This is a genomic window from uncultured Bacteroides sp. (genome assembly GCF_910578895.1).
GTDB lineage: Bacteria > Bacteroidota > Bacteroidia > Bacteroidales > Bacteroidaceae > Bacteroides.
In genome coordinates, this window is the sequence record NZ_CAJTSC010000009.1 from 1 (window position 1) to 23,486 (window position 23,486).

The 23,486-nt window shown below is 53.2% G+C and carries 15 protein-coding genes and 1 riboswitch; of the genes, 8 read left to right on the plus strand and 7 right to left on the minus strand.

Translation table 11 applies throughout. The features are described from left to right. Positions 1-684: 684 nt before the first annotated feature. On the minus strand, positions 685-1,536 hold the full coding sequence (locus QZ327_RS03735) for a mechanosensitive ion channel domain-containing protein (RefSeq protein ID WP_294617318.1): 852 nt from the start codon (positions 1,534-1,536) through the stop codon (positions 685-687). 122 nt (positions 1,537-1,658) lie between these two features. Continuing rightward, positions 1,659-1,755: riboswitch (TPP riboswitch) on the plus strand. A gap of 39 nt (positions 1,756-1,794) precedes the next feature. On the opposite strand from QZ327_RS03735, the gene QZ327_RS03740 reads away from it, so the two are divergent. The 3 genes from QZ327_RS03740 (at position 1,795) to QZ327_RS03750 (ending at position 5,369) form a co-directional block, all read left to right on the plus strand. Then, complete coding sequence (locus tag QZ327_RS03740; protein WP_294617237.1) at positions 1,795-4,029, plus strand: TonB-dependent receptor; 2,235 nt, start codon at positions 1,795-1,797, stop codon at positions 4,027-4,029. Positions 4,030-4,037: 8 nt separating this feature from the next. After that, the gene (pnuC, locus tag QZ327_RS03745; protein WP_294617239.1) at positions 4,038-4,649 is read left to right on the plus strand and encodes a nicotinamide riboside transporter PnuC; all 612 of its coding nucleotides are present in this window, start codon (positions 4,038-4,040) and stop codon (positions 4,647-4,649) included. 96 nt (positions 4,650-4,745) lie between these two features. Then, positions 4,746-5,369 (plus strand): thiamine diphosphokinase, encoded by a 624-nt coding sequence (locus tag QZ327_RS03750; protein WP_294617240.1) that lies wholly within the window; start codon positions 4,746-4,748, stop codon positions 5,367-5,369. 228 nt (positions 5,370-5,597) lie between these two features. On the opposite strand, the gene thrC is transcribed toward QZ327_RS03750, so the two are convergent. From thrC to thrA, 3 genes are read right to left on the minus strand one after another with little or no spacing between them, the layout of a single operon-like run. Beyond that, positions 5,598-6,899, minus strand: coding sequence for a threonine synthase (thrC, locus tag QZ327_RS03755; RefSeq protein WP_294617242.1), 1,302 nt, complete (start codon positions 6,897-6,899; stop codon positions 5,598-5,600). After that, positions 6,896-8,212 carry a cofactor-independent phosphoglycerate mutase gene (locus QZ327_RS03760; protein WP_294617244.1) on the minus strand — a complete coding sequence of 439 codons (1,317 nt, stop codon included), beginning with the start codon at positions 8,210-8,212 and terminating at the stop codon, positions 6,896-6,898. Before QZ327_RS03760 ends, thrC begins: the two co-directional genes overlap by 4 nt. Positions 8,213-8,254: 42 nt before the next feature. Continuing rightward, positions 8,255-10,687 (minus strand): bifunctional aspartate kinase/homoserine dehydrogenase I, encoded by a 2,433-nt coding sequence (thrA, locus tag QZ327_RS03765; RefSeq protein ID WP_294617245.1) that lies wholly within the window; start codon positions 10,685-10,687, stop codon positions 8,255-8,257. Positions 10,688-11,137: 450 nt separating this feature from the next. Here thrA and QZ327_RS03770 point away from each other — a divergent pair, with 450 nt between their 5' ends. From QZ327_RS03770 to QZ327_RS03790, 5 genes are all read left to right on the plus strand, one after another. Next, positions 11,138-12,175, plus strand: coding sequence for an asparaginase (locus QZ327_RS03770; protein WP_294617247.1), 1,038 nt, complete (start codon positions 11,138-11,140; stop codon positions 12,173-12,175). A 561-nt stretch (positions 12,176-12,736) separates the two neighbouring features. Further along, positions 12,737-14,104 carry a DNA repair protein RadA gene (gene radA, locus QZ327_RS03775; protein WP_294617249.1) on the plus strand — a complete coding sequence of 456 codons (1,368 nt, stop codon included), beginning with the start codon at positions 12,737-12,739 and terminating at the stop codon, positions 14,102-14,104. Positions 14,105-14,171: 67 nt separating this feature from the next. Next, on the plus strand, positions 14,172-15,797 hold the full coding sequence (locus QZ327_RS03780; protein WP_294617251.1) for an NAD(P)/FAD-dependent oxidoreductase: 1,626 nt from the start codon (positions 14,172-14,174) through the stop codon (positions 15,795-15,797). Between the two features lie 49 nt (positions 15,798-15,846). After that, positions 15,847-16,455: a response regulator transcription factor gene (locus QZ327_RS03785; protein ID WP_294617253.1), complete on the plus strand. Its 609-nt coding sequence runs from the start codon at positions 15,847-15,849 to the stop codon at positions 16,453-16,455. Positions 16,456-16,545: 90 nt separating this feature from the next. Then, positions 16,546-19,020, plus strand: coding sequence for a TonB-dependent receptor (locus QZ327_RS03790; protein ID WP_294617254.1), 2,475 nt, complete (start codon positions 16,546-16,548; stop codon positions 19,018-19,020). Positions 19,021-19,340: 320 nt separating this feature from the next. On the opposite strand, the gene QZ327_RS03795 is transcribed toward QZ327_RS03790, so the two are convergent. From QZ327_RS03795 to metA, 3 genes are all read right to left on the minus strand, one after another. Then, on the minus strand, positions 19,341-20,393 hold the full coding sequence (locus QZ327_RS03795; RefSeq protein ID WP_294617321.1) for a hypothetical protein: 1,053 nt from the start codon (positions 20,391-20,393) through the stop codon (positions 19,341-19,343). A 104-nt stretch (positions 20,394-20,497) separates the two neighbouring features. Beyond that, on the minus strand, positions 20,498-22,354 hold the full coding sequence (locus QZ327_RS03800; RefSeq protein WP_294617256.1) for a U32 family peptidase: 1,857 nt from the start codon (positions 22,352-22,354) through the stop codon (positions 20,498-20,500). Positions 22,355-22,391: 37 nt separating this feature from the next. Beyond that, the gene (metA, locus tag QZ327_RS03805) at positions 22,392-23,309 is read right to left on the minus strand and encodes a homoserine O-succinyltransferase (protein WP_294617258.1); all 918 of its coding nucleotides are present in this window, start codon (positions 23,307-23,309) and stop codon (positions 22,392-22,394) included. Between the last annotated feature and the right edge of the window lie 177 nt (positions 23,310-23,486).

Consider the following 23,486-nt stretch of genomic DNA (forward strand, 5'->3'; position numbering starts at 1 on the left):
GTTCGATATAATTCAGAACAATGACGGAACACTATCCATCTTTTCGCAAAGACAGCTGTTTTGTTTATCATTATTTTTTATCAAAAGAAAGGAATCCCGACGCCCTCTCTCTTACCCCCTCTACAACCCCTTTCCGAGCGGGGTTCTGTCCGGCACCGAGGAACGGGTCGTTCCCCACCGGGGAACACCGCCTTCGGCACCGGGGAACCTTGCCTTCCTCGGTGCCGGACAAAAGGGGGCGGCTACGAGGAAAATGAGGATGTAAAGAAAGAAAACTATAATACATCCATTTATATAGTTTATCAAACAATTATCAGGATAATCTTTAATATTAAATAGTTTAACGTGAGTTCGATTAATGTTGTTATCGCTATGGTCCTAATTTACAAACGAATCAGTTTAGTCCTTATATCCAATTCACGTTAAATAAATCTCGCTAACTTCTGTAAATGAAAAAGCCGTGAAGCCGCATCACCTAAAACATGAAACCACAATGGTGGGAAAACGTTCCCAACAAGCCGGGAACAAACATGACACGCGTGTATGGAAAAAGCCGGCCAGCCATGGCATTCCATAACTGACCGGCTTCCGCCAAATAGCACATCGAACCTGCGCCGATATAAAACAACGAAAGAAGATGGCCGAAAACGAACCGCTCCGAAGAAGAGCGGAACGGCAACTTGATTAATCCTTTGCCTGGTGCACCGTCAACTGCGGGAACGGAAAGCCGATTCCCTCCTCGTTGAACACCGTGTAAATGGTCTTGTTCATATCAAAATAAACTCCCCAATAGTCACCGCTGTTCACCCAAACACGGATAACGATATTCACGCTGCTGGCATCCAAAGCATGAAGGGCGACAAAAGGCTCGGGCGTGTTCAGGATGCGGCTGTCGGCTGCAAGTATGCGGCGCACGGTGCTCTCCACCTTGTCGTAATTCTCGCCATACTCCACTCCGATGACCCAATCCACGCGACGGGTATCTTCACGGCTGTAATTGGTCACAGTGCCGCTGCTCAGAGCGCCGTTGGGAATATAAATCACCTTATTGTCGGCCGTGGTAAGGATGGTATGGAAAATCTGGATTTCACGTACCGTGCCGGACACCCCCTGGCTTTCAATGAAGTCGCCCACCTTGAACGGACGGAACAACAGGACAATGAGTCCGCCTGCAAAGTTCTGCAAGTTTCCGGACAACGCCATACCAATCGCCACACCGGCAGACGCCAGCAAGGCAGCAAACGAGGTAGTCTCAACCCCCAGCTTGCCGATAACGGCAATAATCAGCAATACCGTCAGCAGGATATTCACAAGGCTCTTGACAAAGGTCTGGATACCCGCATCGATGTGCCGCTTCATAAGAAGCTGGGAAACCACCTTCTTGATAAAGGAAATAAGGAAGCGTCCTACCACAAAGATGATAACCGCCCCTATGATACGGCCGCCGGCTCCCACTCCCCAATCTATCAGTTGTTGCATAAGAATCTGAAGCTTGCTGAATCCCTCTTCAGTAGCCTGAATGGCAAATGCCGTCATTAACAATGATGATAACATAATGATTATAGTTTATAAGTTTATGGATGCAAAAGTAACAAATAAATTCATTTTCTGTTCGCATCGCTTGCACCTTTCAACCAAAAGAGATACTTTTGCTGCCGATTTCAACTGAGGGGTGCCCTAATATGACGGGCTGAGATCATACCCATTGACCTGATCTGGTTAGTACCAGCGTAGGGAAAAGAGAAGAAAAGTTCCCCTTTTCTGTATTAATCTTTTAATAAATTAAATTGCAAAATGAAAAAGTATGCAATGACGGCATGCCTGTTTATGGCAGTGCTGAATGTCTGTGCGCAGACAAAGGAAAAGGACAGCCTGCGGGTGATAGGCCTGCAGGAAGTAGAAATTATCTCCACACGTGCCACAGGGACTACCCCGGTGGCTTTTACCAACATCAACAAGGAGCAGCTTCAGAAGCAGAACTTCGGCCAGGACCTGCCGTATCTGCTGAGCATGACACCCTCCGCCATCACCACCAGTGATGCCGGAGCGGGCATCGGTTACACCACACTGAGGGTACGCGGCACAGACGGAACGCGCATCAACGTCACCGCCAACGGCATTCCCGTCAACGATGCCGAGAGCCACAACATGTTTTGGGTGAATCTGCCCGACTTCGCGTCTTCCGTGAAAGACGTACAGATACAGCGCGGCGTCGGAACGTCCACCAACGGAGCGGGCGCTTTCGGAGCCAGCATCAATATGCAGACCGGGGACTTCTCGACAAAGCCGTATGCCGAGTTGAACGCTTCGTACGGCTCGTTCAACACGCACAAGGAGACGGTGAAGGCGGGCACGGGACTTATCGGCAACCATTGGTCTTTCGATGCCCGCCTGTCCAACATCAGCACGGACGGATACATCGACCGCGCATCGGTGGGGCTGAACTCCTACTACCTGCAAGGCGGATACTATAACGAAAACACCTCTGTCAAGCTGATAACCTTCGGCGGCAAAGAACGCACCTACCATGCCTGGAACTATGCCAGCAAGGAGGAGATGGAAAAGTACGGCAGGCGCTACAACTCGTGCGGATATATGTATACCGACGACAACGGCACGGACCACTTCTACGAAGACCAGACGGACAACTACGTGCTGAAGAACTACCAGTTGCTCTTCAACCACAACTTCACCAACGCCTGGAATGTGAACGTAGGCCTGCACTATGCCAAAGGAGACGGTTACTATCAAGAGTATAAGGACGGACGCAAGCTGGCGGAGTATGGTTTGCTCCCCTACGAGCACGACGGCAAAACCATAGACGAAAGCGACCTTGTCCGCAAGAAGGCGATGGACAACTGGTTCGGCGGCGGCATCTTCTCCGTAAATTACAAGGGCGAACGCCTGCACGCATCCCTTGGCGGTGGACTGAACCGCTACGACGGCGACCACTTCGGCAAAGTGCTATGGGTGAAGAACTATATCGGCTCCCTTGACCCCGACAAGGACTACTACCGCAACAATGCCGCAAAGAACGACGGCAACCTGTATCTGAAGGCGGATTATGAACTGTGCCACGGCCTCAACGCATACGCCGACTTGCAGTACCGCCACATCTCCTACAAGATATACGGGCAGAACGACAAGTGGAACAGCGTCACCAACGACGGACTGCAACAACTTGCCATTCACGAGAAGTTCGACTTCTTCAATCCCAAAGCCGGATTGTCGTGGCAAATCGACCGTCATAACCGGCTGTACGGCTCGTTCAGCGTGGCACACAAAGAGCCTACACGCAACAACTATACGGACGGCAAGTTTACCGAACGTCCCAAAGCGGAGCGTTTGTCCGACTACGAGTTGGGCTATACCTTTGCCAATTCTCGGCTGAGCCTCGGTGCCAACCTGTACTATATGGACTACAAAGACCAGCTGGTACTGACCGGCGAGCTGAACGAAATCGGCGAACCCGTAGCCGCCAACGTGCCCGACAGCTACCGCATGGGCGTTGAGCTGATGGCGGGATTGAAGTTGCCTTGCGGTTTCCAATGGGATATCAATGCCACGCTGAGCCGCAACCGGGTAGAGCACTTCACCGAAACGCTTTACGAAAACGAAGATGCCGCAGGCGACAAGTGGAGCACTTATCTGGGCGACACACACATCGCCTTCTCGCCCGACTTCCTGCTGAACAACCGTTTCGGATATACATACAAGGGGCTTGAAGCATCTTTGCAGTCGCAATACGTCAGCAAGCAATATATGAGCAACCTGGATTGCAAAGACCATATCCTGGACGCCTATTTCGTCAGCAACCTGAACGTATCGTACACCTTCGCATTGCCTAAAATCAAGTCGATAACCGTGGGCTGCACCGTCTACAACCTCTTCAACGAGGAGTACGAGAATAACGGTTATGCAGGCAGTGGCTTCTATTACGACAACGGGCAGAAAGTACGCTACAACTACGCAGGATATGCCGCCCAGGCGGGCACCAATGTATTAGGTCATATCTCTTTACGTTTCTAAACCGGTTTATGGAACAAACACTCGAAATTATCGGAACACTTGTCGGACTTCTCTACCTCTGGCTGGAGTACCGGGCAAGTATCTATCTCTGGATAGCGGGCATCATCATGCCCGCTATCTACATCTTCGTCTACTACAACGCGGGGTTGTATGCCGATTTCGGCATCAACATCTATTATCTCGGAGCCGCCGCCTATGGTTGGATGATGTGGAAGTACGGGGCATTCCTGCGCCGGACAATCCTGAGAAGGAGAGCCTCGGATGCGGACAACCGGCAACAGGCGTCATTGCCCATCACCCACATGCCCGTACGCTATGTGCTGCCGCTCGCTGCGGTATTTGCCGTTACTTTCGTCGGCATCGCATGGGTGCTTATTAACTTTACGGACAGTAATGTCCCGTGGCTGGACTCCTTCACCACCGCACTCAGCATCATCGGCATGTGGATGCTGGCACGCAAATATGCAGAACAATGGTGGGCATGGGTGGGCGTAGATGCCATGAGCACGGGGCTATACATATATAAAGGACTCGATTTTACCGCCGCATTATACGGTCTTTACACAATAATCGCTATCTTTGGCTACTTTAAATGGAAGAAAAAGATTTCAGATGTATGATTTCAGTTGCCAGATGCCAAACTGATTACCGGCAGATGACATCCTATCAATCCGAAATCTGAAATCATAAACCTGAAATCCCGAAGTTCATTGATTATGGAAGTGGAAGCTGTGGTTTTAGCAAACGGGGAATACCCTGCCGCCCCCCTGCCCTTGCAGGTATTGGCGGATGCGCCCTACGTGGTCTGTTGCGACGGCGGAGCGGACGAGTATATCCGTAACGGACATGTCCCCAATCTTATTATCGGCGACGGAGACTCTATCAGCAAGGAGAACCGGAAGAAGTACGGACACCTGCTTCAGCGCATCTCCGAACAGGAGACCAACGACCAGACTAAAGCCGTCAGTTACCTGCTGTCGCAAGGCAAACGCCGGATTGCCATTGTAGGCGCCACCGGCAAACGCGAAGACCATACCTTAGGAAACATCAGCCTGCTCATGGACTATATGCGTGCCGGAGCCGAAGTACGCACGTACACGGATTACGGCGTTTTCATCCCCTGCCGGGATACATGCACTTTCGCCTGCCTGCCGGGGCAACAGGTATCCATCATCAACTTCGGCGCCCGCAAACTGCACGGACACGGACTGGCATATCCCCTAAGCGATTTCACCAACTGGTGGCAAGGTACACTCAACGAATGTAACGGAACGGAATTTACGATTGAAGCGGAAGGGGAGTATCTGGTGTTTCTGAATTTCCCCCGGGCAGAGAAATGATATGCAGGAAGACCATCCGTTTTCCGCAGAAAGTAAATTCATCTGTACGCGGCGGTTGCTTTATCAGCTCCGGATTCCAAGAAGAGAAAAAGGGGTGAGAAGAGGAAAGAGGGAAGGATACGGATAAACCTCACATTCTGTCATTCAGAGTTTCATTTCCCCTCTGAAGACAGAATGATAAAGTTATTTTCAATTTTGAGTTTTCATTCCACTGCAACGGATGGGACTTTAAATACCCATCAGATAATGCTTGAAGTCTGCAAAGTCTTTCGACATCGGCAGGCTTTTCTTTTCACCACGCATAAAAGCCTGCAATTTCTCGGGTACCTGCACCGCTTCGCCGATGATATCCTCTACCGTTTCCTTGAACTTGGCGGGATGGGCTGTTTCCAAAAAGACACCCGTCTCGCCCGGCTGCAAGCCCTCTTGCAATGCACGGAAGCCGCAGGCGCCGTGAGGGTCGAGCAGGTAATGGCTGCTCTGCCAAACATCTTTCACGGTTTCGGCAATCTGCCCGTCCGTATAGGTGGCACCGCTTATTTCGGCAGAGATAGCCGCATGGCTGCCGCCATAGAGGTCGAGCACACGGGCAAAGTTGCTCGGGTCACCCACGTCCATAGCGTTGGCAATGGTGGCAATGCTGGGACGCGGTGTATAAACGCCCGTCTGCAAATATTGATAGAAGATATCGTTGCGGTTATTGGACGCGATGAAGCGCTTCACCGGCAAGCCCATACGCTTGCCAAACAAGCCTGCCGTTATATTGCCGAAGTTACCGCTCGGCACACATACCACGGCATCGGACGCCTTTCCTGCCCGCTTCAATTGGGCATAGGCATAGAAATAGTAGAACGCCTGCGGCAGGAAACGCGCCACATTAATGGAGTTGGCACTGGTAAGTTGCAAGTGCCCGTTCAGTTCCTTGTCCATGAAGGCGGCTTTCACCAATGCCTGGCAGTCGTCGAACGTACCGTCCACCTCAAGTGCCGTAATGTTCCGCCCCAACGTGGTAAACTGCTTCTCCTGGATTTCGCTGACCTTGCCTTTCGGATAGAGCACATATACATGGATACCTTCCACTCCAAGGAAGCCGTTCGCCACGGCACTGCCCGTATCGCCCGAAGTGGCAACCAATACGTTGACCTGCTTCTTGCCCTCTTTCTTGATGAAATAGCCCAGCAGGCGCGCCATGAAACGCCCACCCACATCCTTAAAGGCAAGCGTAGGTCCGTGGAACAGTTCGAGGGAGTAGATGTTCTCCGTCACTTTCACCAAAGGGACATCAAAGTTCAACGTGTCGTACACAATCTGCTTCAATGTATCCGCGGGAACATCTTCGCCGAAGAAGGCATCCGCCACCCGGTAGGCTATCTCCTGGAAACCGAGCGTGTCAATCGTGTCGTAAAACTCCTGCGGCAACGGTTTGATAGCAAAGGGCATGAAAAGCCCTTTGTCCGCTGCAAGCCCTTTCACCACGGCTTCTTCGAGGGTGGCGTCGGGGGCTTGTTTGTTGGTACTGTAATATTTCATAACTCTTTCATAAATTCATTTATAAACTCATCTTCTTTCATCAGACCGTAGCTGCCGTTGCAGGCGGCAACCTCATCGAAGGTCTGTACCCCGTCCGGCTCGATGCTCGGATACCAAATGAGGAAAGGTACCGGTTCGTTGGTATGCGTACGAAGCTCGCAGGGAGTGGGATGGTCGGGCAATACGGCAATGGAAACCGGCTCTTCCCAATCTTTCACCGCCTCATAAATCGGACCTACGGCACGGCTGTCCAGGTTTTCAATGGTCCGCATCTTCAAGGCGATGTCGCCTTCATGGCCCGCCTCATCGCTGGCTTCGATATGCAGATAGACGAAATCGTCCGTCCGCAGTGCATCGAGGGCGGCGGCAACTTTATTCTCATAATTGGTGTCGTACAGTCCGGTGGCACCTTCCACCGTCAGGCGGCGTAGTCCGGCATAATAGCCGATGCCGTTAATCAGGTCCACGGCAGAGATAACAGCGCCTTGCCTTACTTGGGGGAACTTATCCGAGAGCTTTTCCATCTGCGGACGATAACCCGGGCTCCACGGCCAGATACTGTTTGCGGGGTCTTTGCCTTCGGCTATGCGTTTGTTATTGACGGGATGCGCTTTCAGCAGCTCCTGCGAGCGCATTATCAGGTCATTAATCAGGTCGGCGGTCTGTTGCGGGGTCATGTCGGCTTCTCCCTCGGGAGCGGTGATATGCTCCGTGCCCGCCATAGGCTTCACCAGCAACGGGCGGTAGGGTTGCAGCGGAACATCGTGCGGGGGAGTGCAATCTATGCGCTTGTCTCCGCCTTTTATTACCAGCAGATGCCGGTATTGCACGCCGGTATGAAAGCGCACGCGCTCATCTCCCAACTGCTCTTGCAGATATCGGACCAGCACATCGGCTTCTTCGGTGGTGATATGTCCTGCCGAATGATTCTTTATCACATCGCCTTCGATGCAGATGATGTTACAGCGCATCGCCATCTCGCCCGGTTTCAGGTCCACACCGATGCTTGCCGCTTCCAAGGGACCGCGTCCTTCATAGACCTTCGGCAGGTCGTAGCCCAAAACGGACATATTGGCAACCTCGCTGCCCGGATGAAAACCGTCGGCAACCGTTTTCAGTCTGCCTACACGCCCCATTCGGGCGAGCTTGTCCATATAGGGGGTTGCAGCGGCTTGCAGCAGGGTCTTTCCACCCAAAGAGGGGACTTGCCAGTCTGCCATGCCGTCGCCTAAGATGATGAGGTGCTTGGTTCTCCTCCTTGCCTTCTCCCTCGCAGGAAGGGGAGATAAGTTGATATTTGTCTCTATCTTCATATTCTAACTACCGATAACCGATTATTTGTTTCAGAAAGGCTTTTATACATTCGCAATGCTCATAATATCCGCAAACACTCCCGCAGCCGTCACACCCGCACCGGCTCCGTAACCTTGTATCATCATCGGATACTCCTTATAACGTTCGGTTGTCAGCAAGATGATGTTGTTGCTGCCTTCCAGTCCATAGAACGGATGATTGACGCCGACTTCCTGCAATCCCACGGATGCCTTGCCGTTCTCCAACTTTGCCACGAAACGCCAATGCTTGTTTTCGGCTTCCAACACCCGGCGGCGTGCCTCAAAACCGGCATCAAGCCCCGGCACTTTCTTCCAGAAATCGTCCAACGAACCTTCAAAGAAATCATCGGGCACAAAGAGGTTCTTCTCCACATCGCTCTGTTCGAGACGGTAGCCCGCCTCACGCGCCAGAATCACCAACTTACGGATGACATCCTTTCCGCTCAGGTCGATACGCGGGTCGGGTTCGGAATAACGCTCTTCCTGCGCCATCCTGATGGTCTTGCTGAAAGGAATGTCCGCACTGATTTTGTTGAAGATGTAATTCAGCGTACCGCTCAGCACGGCTTCAATCTTCAGTATCTTGTCGCCGCTATGGATAAGGTCGTTGATGGTATTGATGATAGGCAGGCCTGCACCGACGTTCGTCTCAAACAGATACTTCACACCACGCTGGCGTGCTATCTGCTTCAACTCACGGTAGTTCTCGTATTCCGAAGAAGCCGCAATCTTATTGGCGGCAACAACCGATACATTGTGCATCAACAGGTCTTTATAGAGCGAAGCGACACCCGCATTGGCGGTACAATCCACAAATACGGAGTTGAAGATATTCATACCGATAATCTCGTCACGGAGGGTATCGAGCGAGCTGGGCTTTCCTTTCTCCGCCAGTTCCTCACGGAAGTGCCCCAAGTCGAAACCTTCCCGACTGAACATGGCTTTGGAAGCATCGGCAATGCCCACCACATTCAGTTGCAGACCGTTCTCCTGCATCAGTTTCTGGCGCTGGCTGTGGATTTGCTCTATCAGGCTGCCGCCTACCGTGCCTATGCCGCAGATAAAGAGGTTCAGCACCTGGTATTCCGACAGGAAGAAAGAGTCGTGAATAACGTTCAGCGACTTGCGCAACGACTTTCTGTCCACCACAAACGAGATATTTGTTTCCGACGCACCCTGCGCGCAGGCAATCACGTTGATACCGTTGCGCCCCAGCGTACCGAACAGTTTGCCGGCAATACCCGGCGTATGCTTCATGTTCTCGCCTACGATTGCCACCGTAGCCAAGTCCTTTTCCGCCTGTATGGGCGAAATCTCTCCCATTTCAATCTCTTTGGCAAACTCCTCGTTCAGTACTTCGCAAGCCAGGTCGGCGTCGGCATTGCGCACACCGATAGAGGTGGAGTTCTCCGAAGACGCCTGCGACACGAGGAACACGCTGATGCCGTTCTTCGCCAACGCTTTGAAGATGCGGTAATTTACACCGATTACACCCACCATGCCAAGTCCCTGCACCGTTATCAGGCTCGTATCGTTGATGGACGAGATACCTTTAATCGCCTTGCTCTGCGGATTGGACACTTCCTGCTTGATAACCGTGCCTGCCCCCTCCGGGTTGAAAGTGTTCTTTATTATAATAGGTATATTCTTGTGGCACACCGGATAGATGGTAGGCGGATACACCACCTTAGCCCCGAAGTTGCAAAGCTCGGTAGCCTCCACATAGCTCAGTTCGTTGATGGTATAAGCGGTGGAAATCACACGCGGGTCGGCAGTCATGAAGCCGTCCACGTCCGTCCATATCTCCAGCGCATCGGCATCCAGCGCTGCGGCAATAATGGCAGCCGTATAGTCGGAACCGCCGCGACCGAGGTTGGTGACTTCACCCGTAGTCTTATCCGTAGCGATAAATCCCGGCACCAATACACGTTTGGGCAACTCCTTGAATGTCTCACGGATTAGGGATGCGGTAAGTTCCGCATCCAGCACATGTTTGGAGTGTTTCTTCTCCGTTTTGATGAAGCGGCGCGAATCGAACCACTCGGCATCCGTCAGTTGCGCCGCAATGATGGACGAAAGGCGTTCGCCGTAGCTCACAATCGTATCGGATGTCTTCTGCGATAGGTCCTTTATCAGATAAATACCCTGGAAGATATCTTTCAACTCATTAAGCAACTCTCCCACCCGCCGCTGCAACGACACTTGCGCCTCGCCTGCCGGAATTACCTCCTTTATCATTTCCACATGGCGATAGACAATCTCACGAAACTCGTTTTCGTAAGAGGAATCTCCGGATGCCGCCATTTTCGAAGTATTGATCAGCTTGTCCGTAATGCCGCCCAGCGCGGATACTACCACTATCAGAGGTTCATTGACGGCTTCTACAATTCTCTTTACGCTTAAAATGCTGTTCGCGGAACCTACGGATGTGCCGCCGAATTTTATTACTTTCATTTCTTTTTATCGGATTGAAACGGTTGATACAATAATGTCGGAAACAGGCTGCCATCGCCCGCACTGACTTTAATTAAAGAAGAAAAACTGCTGAAAACTGGTGTAACACGTAGAAACACAAAATACTATCCCCAACCCCTAAGGGTCATGGTGCACATGGATGTGACTGTATGTTGATAGTACTTCTTCATAGTCTCTTATTGCTATCGTTCATGATAAGTGTTGCAAAAGTAACAATAAAAACATACAATCTATCACTTTTTGCGACTTTTTTGCGATAAAAACACATTCCCGCCCTGTAAAGGAGAGAAATATGTCCATGCCCCGACTGACATTTTCATGCTTTTTGCTGCGAGCAGGCAGGCAAGCGCACGCTATTTCATAACATTTTGCTATTATTTCAGAGATATATTACTATCTTTGCAGGGTAATGATGTAAGAATTGAGCGTATGTCCCCAAATAATACTTCCGTTTTGTTAATTTACACCGGTGGCACTATCGGCATGATAGAGAATGCAGACACCGGGGCTTTGGAAAACTTCAACTTCGAACAGTTACAGAAGCATGTGCCCGAGCTTCAGAAGTTCGCGTTCCGCATCGACACCTATCAGTTCGACCCGCCTATGGACTCTTCGGATATGGACCCGGATGCCTGGCGCAAACTCGTGCGCATCATCAGCGACAACTACGACCGGTATACCGGCTTTGTCATCCTGCACGGCACGGACACCATGGCATACACGGCATCCGCCCTTAGCTTTATGCTCGAATGCCTCAACAAACCCGTCATCCTCACCGGTTCACAACTTCCCATCGGCGTGCTCCGCACCGACGGCAAGGAAAATCTGCTGACAAGCATTGAAATAGCCGCCGCCCGGCATCCCAACGGACGTCCCATCGTGCCCGAAGTATCCATCTTCTTTGAGAACCATCTGATGCGCGGCAACCGTACCACCAAGATAAATGCCGAAAACTTCAATGCTTTCCGTTCATACAATTATCCCGTGCTTGCTTCCGCCGGCATACACATTAAATACAACCATGTACTGATACATCCGGAGAACCCGCAAGGGAAACTACGCCCGCACTACCTTCTGGACACGAACATAGCCATATTAAAACTGTTCCCCGGCATCCAGGAGAACGTAGTAAACGCCATTCTCTCCATAAAAGGACTGAAAGCCGTGGTACTGGAAACATACGGTTCGGGGAACGCACCCCGGAAGGAGTGGTTTCTCCGCCGCCTGCACGATGCTTGCCGGCAGGGCATCGTCATTGTAAACGTCACCCAATGCAGCGCCGGCACGGTAGAGATGGAGCGTTACGAAACGGGTTACCGGCTGATGCAGGCGGGCGTGGTATGCGGATACGACAGCACCACGGAGTCTGCCGTGACCAAACTGATGTTCCTGCTGGGACACAACTACCCGCCCGAAGAAGTACGCGAACTGATGAGCCGCCCCATTGCAGGCGAAATCACCCTATAACAAGCGTATCCGGCAACGAAAAGCCATGCGGCAAGTACGGCTTTTTCATTTACAGGAGTTAGAGGAAGCCGTCCTTCCCCCTCTGGCTCCTGATAATTCCCGTAAATAAAAGCCCCGTAACTGACAGCTTCTTTTTCTTCCGATGTTCCCACTTAATTGGGAACGTGTTCCCAGCAAGTTGGGAACATATTCCCTGTACGCTGGGAACACATTCCCTGCGGGCTGGGAATAAAGTTCCACCAAGCAGAAAACGACTGGCACTCATATATCACTGATAATAAGCGCTTGGCGGGAATATTTCGCCAACCTGTTCTTATCCGTTTGTTCTTCACCGGTTCGTTTCCGTTTGTCCGCTTCCGCCTGTCTGTTTGTGCGGTCTCTCCGGCCGTATGCCCCGGTATAGTTGCCGGCTTCTAACTCCTATCCCGAAGGGAGATAACTCCCTTTAGCTCCTGTAAATGAAAAAGCCGTGCGGCTCTCCCAAAAAACTTTGCGGCATACCATCGGTCCTGAAACGAAAAGTCGTACCTTTGGGCAATCATTCTAAAGGAAGTTCTTTTTATGGCAAAAGAAAAGACGGTATATGTATGCAGCAACTGCGGACAGGACTCGCCCAAATGGGTAGGCAAATGTCCGTCGTGCGGAGCGTGGAACACCTACGTGGAAGAAGTGGTGCGGAAGGAAACCGTGAACAAACGCCCCGTATCGGGCATTGAGACCACCAAGGCGAAGCCGCTGACACTGAACGAGATTACCGCCGGAGACGAACCCCGAATCGACCTGCACGACGCGGAACTGAACCGCGTGCTGGGTGGCGGACTGGTGCAAGGCTCGCTTGTACTGATAGGCGGCGAACCGGGCATCGGCAAATCGACCCTGGTGTTGCAAACCATACTCCGGATACCGGAGAAACGCATCCTCTACGTATCCGGCGAAGAGAGCGCCCGGCAATTGAAACTGCGTGCCGACCGCCTGTCCGGCACATCGGGCGACTGCCTGATTGTCTGCGAGACCTCATTGGAGCAGATTTACGTACACATCAAGAACACACATCCCGACCTGGTCATCATAGACTCCATACAAACCATATCGACAGAGACGCTCGAGTCGTCGCCCGGCAGCATCGCCCAAGTCAGGGAGTGCTCCGCCTCCATCCTGCGCTTCGCCAAAGAGACGCATACGGCGGTCATCCTCATCGGGCATATCAACAAAGAAGGGAGCATCGCCGGTCCTAAGGTGCTGGAACACATCGTAGACACCGTGCTCCAGTTCGAAGGCGACCAGCACTATATGTACCGCATCCTGCGCAGCATCAAGAACCGCTTCGGAAGCACTGCCGAACTGGGCATTTACGAAATGCGGCAAGACGGGCTGCGGCAGGTAAGCAACCCTTCGGAACTGCTTCTCAGCCAAGACCACGAGGGAATGAGCGGCATCGCCATCGCCTCCGCCATAGAGGGCGTACGCCCGTTCCTGATAGAGACGCAGGCACTCGTGAGCAGCGCCGTATACGGAAACCCGCAACGTTCCGCCACCGGCTTCGACATCCGCAGAATGAATATGCTGCTGGCAGTACTGGAGAAGCGCGTCGGCTTCAAGCTTGCCCAAAAGGACGTTTTCCTGAACATTGCCGGCGGACTGAAAGTAAACGACCCCGCCATCGACCTGGCAGTCATCAGCGCCATTCTGTCCAGCAACATGGACACTGACATCGAACCGGAAATCTGCATGGCGGGCGAGATAGGGCTGTCCGGCGAAATCCGCCCCGTAAACCGGATTGAACAGCGTATCGGCGAAGCTGAAAAGCTGGGCTTCAAACGGTTCATATTGCCTAAATATAATCTGCAGGGACTGAACACCTCCAAACTGAAAATCGAGCTGATACCGGTAAGGAAAGTGGAAGAGGCTTTCCGGACGCTGTTCGGATAAGGACAAGAGCAGACCGAATAAGATATGGACATACTTCAAGCACTTACTTAGCACAGAAAGAAGACCAATGATACAAGAATACCAACTGCGCGTACTGCCCGAGGTTGCAGCCAACGAGCAACGCATCAAAGAGTACCTCATACAGGAAAAAGGAGTGAACGCACGCGACATTACAGCCACGCGCGTGCTGAAACGCAGCATCGACGCACGCCAACGCACTATCTTCGTGAACCTGACCGTGCGCGCCTACCTCAATGAGCAGCCGAAAGAGAAGGAGTATCGGGAGACTATATATAATAATGTGTCGGAGCGTCCGCAAGTGGTGGTCGTGGGAGCCGGTCCCGGCGGACTGTTTGCCGCCTTGCGCCTGATAGAACTCGGGCTGCGCCCCATTGTAGTGGAGCGCGGGAAAAATGTGCGCGACCGCAAGAAAGACCTCGCCCTGATAGGGCGCGAACAGAGCGTCAACCCGGAGTCCAATTACAGCTTCGGAGAAGGGGGCGCGGGGGCATACTCGGACGGCAAGCTCTATACCCGCAGCAAGAAACGGGGAAACACGGACAAGATACTGAACGTATTCTGCCAGCACGGCGCCTCGCCTTCCATACTTGTAGACGCGCATCCCCACATCGGAACAGACAAACTGCCACGCGTGATAGAGAATATGCGGAACACCATCATCAACTGTGGCGGCGAAGTGCACTTCGAAACACGCATGGACGCCCTGATTATCGGACATGACGAGGTGAAAGGCATCGAGACCAATACCGGAAAGACGTTCCTCGGTCCCGTGATACTCGCCACCGGACACTCCGCACGCGATGTGTATCGCTGGCTGGCAGCCAACCGGGTGGAGATAGAAGCCAAAGGCATCGCCGTAGGCGTTCGTCTGGAGCATCCCGCCCTGCTGATAGACCAGATACAATATCACAACCGCAACGGGCGCGGCAAGTACCTGCCCGCCGCCGAATACAGTTTCGTGACCCAAGTGGACGGAAGAGGGGTCTACAGCTTCTGCATGTGTCCAGGCGGGTTTGTAGTCCCGGCAGCCAGCGGTCCACGGCAAATCGTAGTCAACGGCATGAGCCCCAGCAACCGGGGTTCGCGCTGGAGCAATTCGGGAATGGTGGTGGAGTTGCGTCCGGAAGACCTTGAAACAATCGACATCGGCGAACCGACTGTCGGCAATCCCGAAGAGTATTCGGCAAAGGACGGAGATTGCGCAGCTGCCAACAGCCAACTGAGAATGCTCTACTTTCAGGAAGCCCTGGAGCAACTTTGCTGGCAGCAAGGCAACATGAAGCAGACGGCACCCGCACAACGCATGGCGGACTTTACCAAGAAAAAGCTCAGCTACGACCTGCCCGAGAGCTCGTATGCGCCGGGATTGGTCTCCTCGCCCCTGCACTTCTGGATGCCGCCATTCATCGCAAACCGGCTGGGCAAAGGTTTCCAGCAGTTCGGGAAATACGCCCACGGCTTCCTGACCAACGAAGCCACCATGATTGGGGTGGAAACCCGCACGTCCGCCCCGGTCCGCATCGTCCGGGATAAGGACACGCTGCAACATATCCGCCTGAAAGGGTTGTTCCCCTGCGGTGAAGGAGCGGGATATGCGGGCGGCATCGTCTCGGCAGGCATTGACGGAGAAAGATGTGCTGAAGCCGCAGCCAACCTGTTGCTGGGCATGTGACGGATTACCAAAAATAATCCTTACTTTTGCAGACAAACCCCGCAGTTTTATGACAGCTCCCGAAATAGCAATCGTCTCGCCCGACACCCTCGCCTCGTTGGGATTGCAGCATCTCCTGCAAGAGATTATCCCGATGGCTACCATCCGTGCGTTCCGTTCCTTTGCCGAACTCATGGATGATACGCCCGACATGTATGCACATTACTTTATCTCTTCACAGATTTATTTCGAGCACACCTCGTTCTTCCTGCCCCGCAAGCCCAAAACCATCGTGCTAGCAGGCGGCGACAACCAGCCCCAGCTATCGGGAGTGCCCACCCTGAACATCTACCAGGACGAGAAAAGCCTTGTAAAAGACATCCTCCGGCTGCACCGTCACGGACACCACCACGGACATCCCGGCAAGCAACCGGACGATTCCCGTCCCGCCACGCCGCCTTATGCCGACAGCCACGACCTTTCCGCCCGCGAAATAGAAGTGCTGGTGCTTCTCACCAAAGGGCTTATCAACAAGGAGATTGCCGACAAGCTGAACATCAGCCTTACCACCGTCATCACCCACCGGAAGAACATCGTAGAGAAACTGGGCATCAAGTCCGTATCGGGACTGACAATCTACGCCGTGATGCACGGCTATGTCGATGCGGACAGGATATAAGGAATCATCGGGAGTTAGAATAATCCTCATTAATTAGGATTGCACAGACTGGAGATTTCGCATTACTTTGCAGCCGAAATAAAACCAGTTATGAGACAAAACAAGATTATCACCCTGATTCTGACGCTCCTCACTGCCGGCAATGCACTTGCGGCAGAGGCGGACACCCTGAAAGTAGTAGACGTGGAAGAGGTGCTCGTCATTGCGGCACCCAAAGAGAACCGCAAGTTGCGCGAGCTGCCCGCAGCCGTCACCCTGCTGTCGCAACAAGACATGCAGGCAGCCCAAGTAAATTCCATCAAGAACCTGACAGGGCTTGTCCCCAACATGTTCATCCCCGACTACGGTTCACGCCTGACCTCTGCCGTCTACATCCGCGGCATCGGTTCGCGCATCAACACGCCGTCCATCGGGCTGTATGTAAACAACATCCCCTACATCGACAAGTCCGCCTTCGATTTCGACTACTCCGACATCGAGCGCATCGACGTATTGCGCGGTCCGCAAGGCACACTGTACGGACGGAACGCGATGGGCGGCCTGATTAAAATCCACACCCGCTCTCCCTTCTCCTACCAAGGCACGGACTTCCGCATAGGTGCAGGCACGCACAACACTTACAATGCCTCGCTGACGCACTACCACCGCGCATCCGAACGCTTCGCGTTCTCTACCAGCGGCTTCTACGACTACGAAGGCGGTTTCTTCCGCAATGCGGCGCTCGGCAACAAGAAGATAGACAAGACCCGGGCTACCGGCGGACGCTTCCGCGGCATCTACCTGCCTTCCGAAGACTGGAAAGTAGACTTGAACGTAAGCTACGAATACAGCGACCAGGGCGGCTATCCGTACTATTATACGGGCAGCGTCAATCCCGCCGCCCAAAGCGAAGAGCTAAAACCCTACATCGGCACCATTTCCAACAACCGCGAGAGCAACTACAACCGCAACCTGATGAACACAGGGCTGAACCTCGAATACCAGGCGCAACGCTTCACGCTGAGCGCCGTCACGGGCTACCAATTCCTGAAAGACCGCATGTTCATCGACCAGGACTTTACGGCAAAAGACATCTATACGCTTGAACAAAGGCAGCGCATCCACACCCTGAGCGAGGAGATTGTGATGAAAAGCAAGGGCAACGGCAGTTGGCAGTGGACCACAGGCGTCTTCGGCTTCTACCAATGGCTGAAAACCGATGCACCGGTAGTGTTCAGGGAAGACGGCATGAGCATGTTGCAGCAGATGCTGGGCGGCGTAATCCCTGCCAAGATAGAAATCCCCATGGGACCGGGCATGGGGCTCAACATTCTGCCATCCCTGCGGCTGGGCAGCAGCAACCTGCTTATCAACGGCAATTTCGACACGCCGCTGCTGAACGGGGCGCTGTTCCACCAATCCACCTTCAAAGACCTGTTCGGCGTGGCGGGCCTCTCTTTCACTGCCGGACTGCGACTGGATTACGAGAAGATAAAGATGGACTACGACTCAGGCACGGCAATGGACTATACGGTAGGCATCAAGGGAGAAATGACGCGGGGCGGACAGGTAATCCGTGAAATGGAGATGATGCCCGAAACGGCGCTCACCGTACACTCGCGCTATCAAGGTTCCATCGACAAAGACTACCTGCAACTGCTGCCCAAGTTCGCCCTTCAATACGACTTCAAGAACAACCGGGGCAATGTCTATGCCACCGTCAGCAAGGGCTACCGCTCGGGCGGATACAACATCCAGATGTTCTCCGACCTGTTGCAGTACAGCCTGCAGAACGACATGAAGCGGCAGACGAAAGAAGAGGTGCTGAAAGCCATAGAGAACTCTCCCGGCGCAGCCTATAAGGACATGATTAGCGGCAAGTTCCCCGACGCAGGCGAGAACCCCGATGCCCGCTCCGCCACCGAATACAGGCCGGAGCAAACCTGGAGCTACGAAGCCGGAACCCACCTGAACCTGTTCGGCAACCGCCTGCATGCCGATGCCGCCATGTTCTGGCTGGAGACGCGCGACCAGCAAATCTCACGCTTTGCAGGAGCAAGCGGCTTAGGACGCGAAACGGTGAACGCAGGTAAAAGCCGCAGCTTCGGCGCCGAACTCGCCCTGGCAGCCGCCCTCACCACCGACTTCACGCTGAACGCCAGCTACGGCTATACGTATGCCACCTTCAAGGACTACGTAACCAACGCCCGCGTAAACGGCGAACTTCAGGAGATCAGCTACAACGGCAACTACGTGCCCTTCGTGCCCAAACACACATTGACCGTAGGCGGGCAGTACATCTTCCGCATCAATCCGGGGCACTGGCTGGAACGCATCCAACTGAATGCCGGATACACCGGTGCCGGACGTATCTACTGGACGGAAGGAAACAACATCAGCCAGGCTTTCTACGGCACGCTGAACGGACGCATCAGCTTCCAGAAAGGCCGCGGACAGGTAGACCTTTGGGTGCGTAATGCCTTGGACAAGGATTATGCCGCCTTCTACTTCGAGAGCATGGGCAACGGCTTCATGCAGAAAGGACGCCCCATCCAGGCAGGAGTCGAACTGCGTTGCAGATTCTAAGTAATAGAGCCCGCCGCCATTCCGCAAACCGGGAAGGCTATGTGGCGCGTTTGTTCCCAGCTTGTTGGGAACGTATTCCCTGCCCTTTGGGAAAACGTTCCCGGCAAGCTGGGAATACTTTCCCAACAAGGAGGGAACAAATGGAACACCGTAGTGTTACGTTTCAGGCGGGGTGCTCCTTGAACTTGCCTGCAAGCACGGTCGCCCCCGGTCAAGTACAAAACAGATTGAAAAGAAATCCGAGAAGAAACTGAAGATAAACTTCTTGAAAAAAATTCAAACAGCCCCCGTACACTGCATGGCATTCCTGCCGGCAACGCCTATTCGTTGATTGCCCCGCAATGCGGGCAGGCGCCTTTCGACCCTATCTTCCGCCCGCAATTGCCGCAACGGTAGCGGGATGCGGCCAGCGATGAGCGCAGTTTCCTGAAGAACACCCACACCAATACGGCAAGAAACAGATAGCCGACGTATATCTGCGTAGTCAATATAAAGAAGAAGTAACAGAAGATGCAGCAGGAAGCCAGCCCCAACAGATAGAATACGGCTGCTTCCGGAGCGAGCAGGCGGAACAGGTCGTCGAGCACCGCCAGCAGCACGATGACAAACAGCCAGAGACTCATAAGGAAAACCGAAAGCACCGGCGGCACCCTGAACGGCGAGAGCGTGGGGTTGAAGTAGAAGTGTTGCCACGTTTCGGGCACAAACACCTGCATGGACTCGTACACAGTGGCGCTGAACGCCAGCAACAGGCACAGCAGCAGCGGATAGACGCTGTCTATATCATTGAAGCAGACCATCTGCAACTGTTTGCGCCGGAACGCGCGGAACAGCCATACCGCCACAAACAATGCAAAGATAACGATGAAGTAGGAAGCATGCGTCTCGCTGAACAGGTAAATGGCTTGCGAAACACTGTCCGTAGGTACAAAAGCCCGCATCATGTCCTTCTCCCGAAGCCAGCCCTGCACCTCTTGGGAATGGGCAAGCTTCACCCACACGCTGTCCACACTGTCTGCCGGATGAATGGCAAATTCCGCTACCACCACCCTGTCTCCCCGATACAGCGTATTGTAGCGGTCCTTCACGGGCAGGCAGGCTATCGCGACCGAATCATCCTCCACCTCGAGGTTCGTATTCCATGTGTAATGACGCTCGTAGAGATAGGCAAGCGAGTCGCGGGTCTTTGCCGGCAGGTTCTCGTCTTCCAAATCGGGACGGGGATAATGGCAAGAGGAAAGAACGAGGAGCGCGAATATAAAGCACAAGGCACAGCGGACGGGGAATGAAGCGCGTGTCGCACCCGGCAGAGTGACGTTGCGCTTACGACGACATATATGCAGTTTCTTCTTATTCTTATCCATATCCCACATTCCAACAGGCTCCAAGTGCTGATGATTGCTTCTCTTACACTCTCCGCCTTATGCTTTATAACTTATATCCTATGTCTTACAACTTACATCTTATACCTTATGCTTTATAATTCATACCTCACTTTCATCTGGCAGTTCTTGCAGTCGAAATCCAGGCGGAAGCGTTTGCCGTCCGTACCTATCAGGTAATAAGGCTCCCGGTACGGGGAATGCCCCTTCTGATGCGTAGGACACCACCCCATGCTATAGCGCAGGCAATGCTTGCAGAACATAAGCACGGCTTCCGGCACCGCCTGTTTCTCGTATGCCGGTTCCACGGAAGCCACTCCGTGGTCGTGGTAAAAACTGCGGGCGGCACTATTCATCACATTGCCCAGATAGGTAAGGGATGATGCCGGAAAACGGTGGCGGGTAGGTTGCCACACATGCAACTCGCGACGGTAAGTGATGCGGCGGGCGGCAATCAGCCTGTCTATTGTCCGGCGGCGCCAGTCGGCTATTGCCGAAGCCGGTATGAACCAATTCTGCGACAGGTTGACGGCAATGGCGGGACTGTCTTCCGATGGAACGTCCATAACCTCGAAAGGAGTATTCCCTAACTTGCCAAGCTGGGTGCGCAGGTTTTCCTGTTGCGGGGTGCGGGCAAGCTCTTTCGCACAGGCAAAAGACATGGTTACGCGGTTGCCGTCTTCATCGGCTGCCGTCAGGGCAAATCCCGAAGGGATGTCCGCCAACTCCCACTTGATGCCGATTTTACGCTCGGCAGACTTACGGGCAAGGAGACGTTCGAACTCCTGGTCGAAATTGCGGTACAGGCGGGTGCGCGGTCGGATGCGGGGCATATCGCCTGCCGGATAGAGTTTGTTGCCGTCCACGCGGTTGATGCGGAAACCCTGCAAACGCCCCTGCTCGTCGAGGAAGCAGACACCGTCTCCGTTGTGGAAAGGTTTCACTCCTGCCACGGTAAGGAAGTTGCCGCGCTGCTCCTTCATCGTGCCCATCTCCTCTCCCAAGGATTTCGGCGTGTCGAAAGAGGAGATTTCCCGTTCGCGCCCCTGCAGGAAGTAATGGGTGAAGCCACGGCTGAAACTCTTGTCCAATTGGGGAACGAAGTCGAAACGGCACGTGCCCGAAGAGGCGCGTACATACTCCTTGCGGCGGGCAAAGAGGGCATCCAGTTTCCAGCGGTAAGCGGCTGTGACGTTCTTCACATAGGAGACATCCTTCAACCTTCCCTCTATCTTCAGGGAGGAAGCGCCTGCATCCAGCAGTTGCTCCAATACCTCGCTTTGGTTCAGGTCTTTCAGGGAGAGCAGGTGCTTGTCGCGGACGATGGTTTTTCCATCGGCATCCACCATGCTGAACGGCAGGCGGCAAAACTGGGCGCACTCGCCCCGGTTGGCACTTCTGCCGAAACACGCCTGGCTGACGTAGCACTGCCCGCTGTAGCCTACGCAAAGCGCTCCATGCACAAAGACTTCCAAAGGAGTCTCCGGACATGCTTCATGGATGGCGCGTATCTGCTGCAAGGAGAGTTCGCGCGCCAGCACCACTTGGCGGAAACCGGCATCTGCCAGGAAGCGTACTTTCTCCGGCGTGCGGTTGTCCATCTGCGTACTACCGTGCAAAGGTATGGGTGGCAGGTTCAAGCGGGTGATGCCCATGTCTTGCACAATCAGCGCATCTACCCCGATGCGGTACAGTTGCCAAATCATCTTTTCCGTTTCGGCAAGCTCTTCCTCTTTCAGAATGGTATTTACCGTGACGTAGATGCGCACATTGTACAAATGGGCATACGACACCAAGGCGGCGATGTCTTCCAAAGAATTAACCGCAGCAGCGCGTGCGCCGAACTTCGGCGCTCCTATATATACGGCATCGGCACCGTGGTTGACCGCCTCGATGCCACACTCCAGGTTCCTGGCAGGAGCCAACAGTTCTATTTTTCGTTGTTTTATCATTGTTTCAGTCAGGAGTTATGAACTACGGGGTTGCGACTTATCTTATCTCTTCAATATTGAACGGCGTTTCCTGATATACAAAGTAGTTCAGCCAATTGGAGAACAGCAGGTTGGCATGCGCCCGCCAACGCACCGACACGCCCTTGTCCGGATTATCGTCCACATAATAGTTGCGGGGCATTGCGATAGGGAGTCCCTTGTCCAGGTCGCGGCGATATTCCGTGTCGAGCGTCAGGGGAGAGTACTCGGAATGGCCGGTCACAAAGAACTCGCGTCCGCCACGCGCCATCACCATATACACCCCCGCATCGTCCGACTCCGAAAGCATCGTCAGCGCGGGAACTTTCAGGATATCCGCCTTGCGCACTTCCGTATGGCGGCTGTGGGGTACATGGAACATATCGTCAAAGCCACGGAAGATGGGATGCAAAGGTTGCAGGACACGATGCTCGAATATGCCGAACATCTTCTCGGCAAGCGGATATTTGGGCACGCCGTAATGGTGGTAAAGCCCGGCTTGTGCCGCCCAGCAGATATAAAGCGTGGACGTCACGTGCGTACGCGCCCAATCGAAAATGGCGGTTATCTCGTCCCAATAGGTCACTTCCTCAAAATCCATCTGCTCCACAGGGGCGCCGGTGATAATCATGCCGTCGTACTTCTCGTCGCGCATCTTGTCGAAATCCGTATAGAAAGCCTTCATGTGCTCTATCGGGGTATTCTTGGAGGTATGGCTCTTTATTTTCATAAACGAAATCTCCACCTGCAACGGAGTGTTGGAGAGCAGACGGACCAAATCGGTCTCGGTGGTAATCTTCAACGGCATCAGATTCAGTATGGCAATGCGCAGCGGGCGGATATCCTGCCGGGCTGCCCGTGAGTTGTCAATGACAAAGATATTTTCCTCTTTCAGCAGCTCTATCGCGGGAAGTTTGTCGGGTAAGTTTAAAGGCATAAGTTCTGTGCTATGGTTTAACTGATTATTGTTTACGATTTTAGCGTGTAAAGTTAGGCAAAAATCAGAGTGGTGTGAACAATTTGCGGAAGTTTTTGTCGAATTGGCACAGGTAATACGAAATATCTGCCTACTTTTGCGCTATATACAGATATACAAATAAGAGAAGACAAAACG

What these genes read in the sequence shown, in the direction of transcription:
- thrA (WP_294617245.1), bottom strand. Translation starts at nt 10,687, where the DNA reads ATGAAAGTAATAAAATTCGGCGGCACATCCGTAGGTTCCGCGAACAGC.
- QZ327_RS03750 (WP_294617240.1), top strand. Translation starts at nt 4,746, where the DNA reads ATGGAAGTGGAAGCTGTGGTTTTAGCAAACGGGGAATACCCTGCCGCC.
- metA (WP_294617258.1), bottom strand. Translation starts at nt 23,309, where the DNA reads ATGCCTTTAAACTTACCCGACAAACTTCCCGCGATAGAGCTGCTGAAA.
- QZ327_RS03735 (WP_294617318.1), bottom strand. Translation starts at nt 1,536, where the DNA reads ATGACGGCATTTGCCATTCAGGCTACTGAAGAGGGATTCAGCAAGCTT.
- QZ327_RS03785 (WP_294617253.1), top strand. Translation starts at nt 15,847, where the DNA reads ATGACAGCTCCCGAAATAGCAATCGTCTCGCCCGACACCCTCGCCTCG.
- QZ327_RS03770 (WP_294617247.1), top strand. Translation starts at nt 11,138, where the DNA reads ATGTCCCCAAATAATACTTCCGTTTTGTTAATTTACACCGGTGGCACT.
- QZ327_RS03760 (WP_294617244.1), bottom strand. Translation starts at nt 8,212, where the DNA reads ATGAAGATAGAGACAAATATCAACTTATCTCCCCTTCCTGCGAGGGAG.
- radA (WP_294617249.1), top strand. Translation starts at nt 12,737, where the DNA reads ATGGCAAAAGAAAAGACGGTATATGTATGCAGCAACTGCGGACAGGAC.
- QZ327_RS03780 (WP_294617251.1), top strand. Translation starts at nt 14,172, where the DNA reads ATGATACAAGAATACCAACTGCGCGTACTGCCCGAGGTTGCAGCCAAC.
- QZ327_RS03740 (WP_294617237.1), top strand. Translation starts at nt 1,795, where the DNA reads ATGAAAAAGTATGCAATGACGGCATGCCTGTTTATGGCAGTGCTGAAT.
- QZ327_RS03795 (WP_294617321.1), bottom strand. Translation starts at nt 20,393, where the DNA reads ATGTGGGATATGGATAAGAATAAGAAGAAACTGCATATATGTCGTCGT.
- QZ327_RS03800 (WP_294617256.1), bottom strand. Translation starts at nt 22,354, where the DNA reads ATGATAAAACAACGAAAAATAGAACTGTTGGCTCCTGCCAGGAACCTG.
- QZ327_RS03790 (WP_294617254.1), top strand. Translation starts at nt 16,546, where the DNA reads ATGAGACAAAACAAGATTATCACCCTGATTCTGACGCTCCTCACTGCC.
- thrC (WP_294617242.1), bottom strand. Translation starts at nt 6,899, where the DNA reads ATGAAATATTACAGTACCAACAAACAAGCCCCCGACGCCACCCTCGAA.
- pnuC (WP_294617239.1), top strand. Translation starts at nt 4,038, where the DNA reads ATGGAACAAACACTCGAAATTATCGGAACACTTGTCGGACTTCTCTAC.